This is a genomic window from Niveispirillum sp. FG156 (assembly GCF_057809555.1).
Genome location: NZ_JBMDKE010000092.1, coordinates 1 through 1,144, shown reverse-complemented (window position 1 = coordinate 1,144; position 1,144 = coordinate 1). Strand labels below are relative to the sequence as shown.

Here is a 1,144-nt window from a genome sequence, read left to right as displayed (position 1 = left end):
CTAGTGCAATGACGCTGACAAAGGATTCACAAGATGGCGTCGATGTGAGAATCTGGGGTCATGTCCCAGACAGTCAGTGTCATCATCAGCCCTGAGGATCGTGCGCGGTTGACCGCGATCATCGGGGATCGCAACCGTCCTCTGAAGCACGTTCAGCGGGCTCGGATCGTCTTGTTATCGGGCGACCGCCTGCCCGTTCAGGAGATTGCCCGGCAGAGCGGGCTCAGCCGCCCGTCGGTTTGGCGCTGGCAATGCCGGTTTGCGGAGAAGGGCGTGGATGTGCTGCTGCGCGAACCCAGCCGCAAGCCGGGCCGCGCGCCGGTCTCGGCGTCGGAGGTCCAGCGGATCGTGGCGCTGACCTGCACGGAACCGCCGGGGGCCGTCACGCACTGGACAGGCCGGGCGATGGCCAAGGCGGTGGGCCTCAGCCTGCGAACAGTCCAGCGGATATGGGAGGCGCACCGTCTCCAACCGCACCGCATCCGCACCTTCAAGCGTTCCAACGACCCGGCCTTCACCGCCAAGGTGGAGGATATCGTCGGCCTCTACATGGACCCGCCCATGCATGCCGTCGTCCTGTCCATCGACGAGAAGAGCCAGATCCAGGCGCTGGACCGCACCCAGCCCGGTCTGCCGCTGAAGCCCGGCAAGTGCGGGACCATGACCCATGATTACAAGCGCAACGGCACCACCACCCTGTTCGCGGCGCTGAACGTGCTGAACGGCACCGTGGTCGGCCGCTGCATGCCCAAGCATCGCCATCAGGAATTCATTAAGTTCCTCAATGCCGTCGAGCGGGCCGTCCCCGTCGGCAAGGTCGTTCACGCCATCGTCGACAACTATGCCACCCACAAGCATCCCAAGGTCTTGGAATGGCTCGCCGATCACCCAAGATGGGTCTTCCATTTCACGCCCACATCCGCCTCATGGCTCAACGCCGTCGAAGGCTTCTTCTCCATCATCACCAGAAAGCGGCTGCGGCGCGGCGTCTTCACTTCCGTCGCACAGCTCCAGGACGAAATCAGGCGCTTCATCAACGAGCACAACGGATCAGCAAAGCCCTTCGTCTGGACAAAATCCGCCGAGGCCATTCTCGAAAAACTCCGATGCACCCCTGCATCTCTTCAATGAGTCAATGCACTAG

1 protein-coding gene is annotated in these 1,144 nt (G+C 62.5%); it reads left to right on the top strand.

Annotated elements, in window-relative coordinates; translation table 11 throughout:
• The first annotated feature begins 60 nt into the window (after positions 1-60).
• Positions 61-1,131 carry an IS630 family transposase gene (locus ACODSP_RS28190; protein WP_488968822.1) on the top strand — a complete coding sequence of 357 codons (1,071 nt, stop codon included), beginning with the start codon at positions 61-63 and terminating at the stop codon, positions 1,129-1,131.
• Positions 1,132-1,144 lie beyond the last annotated feature (13 nt).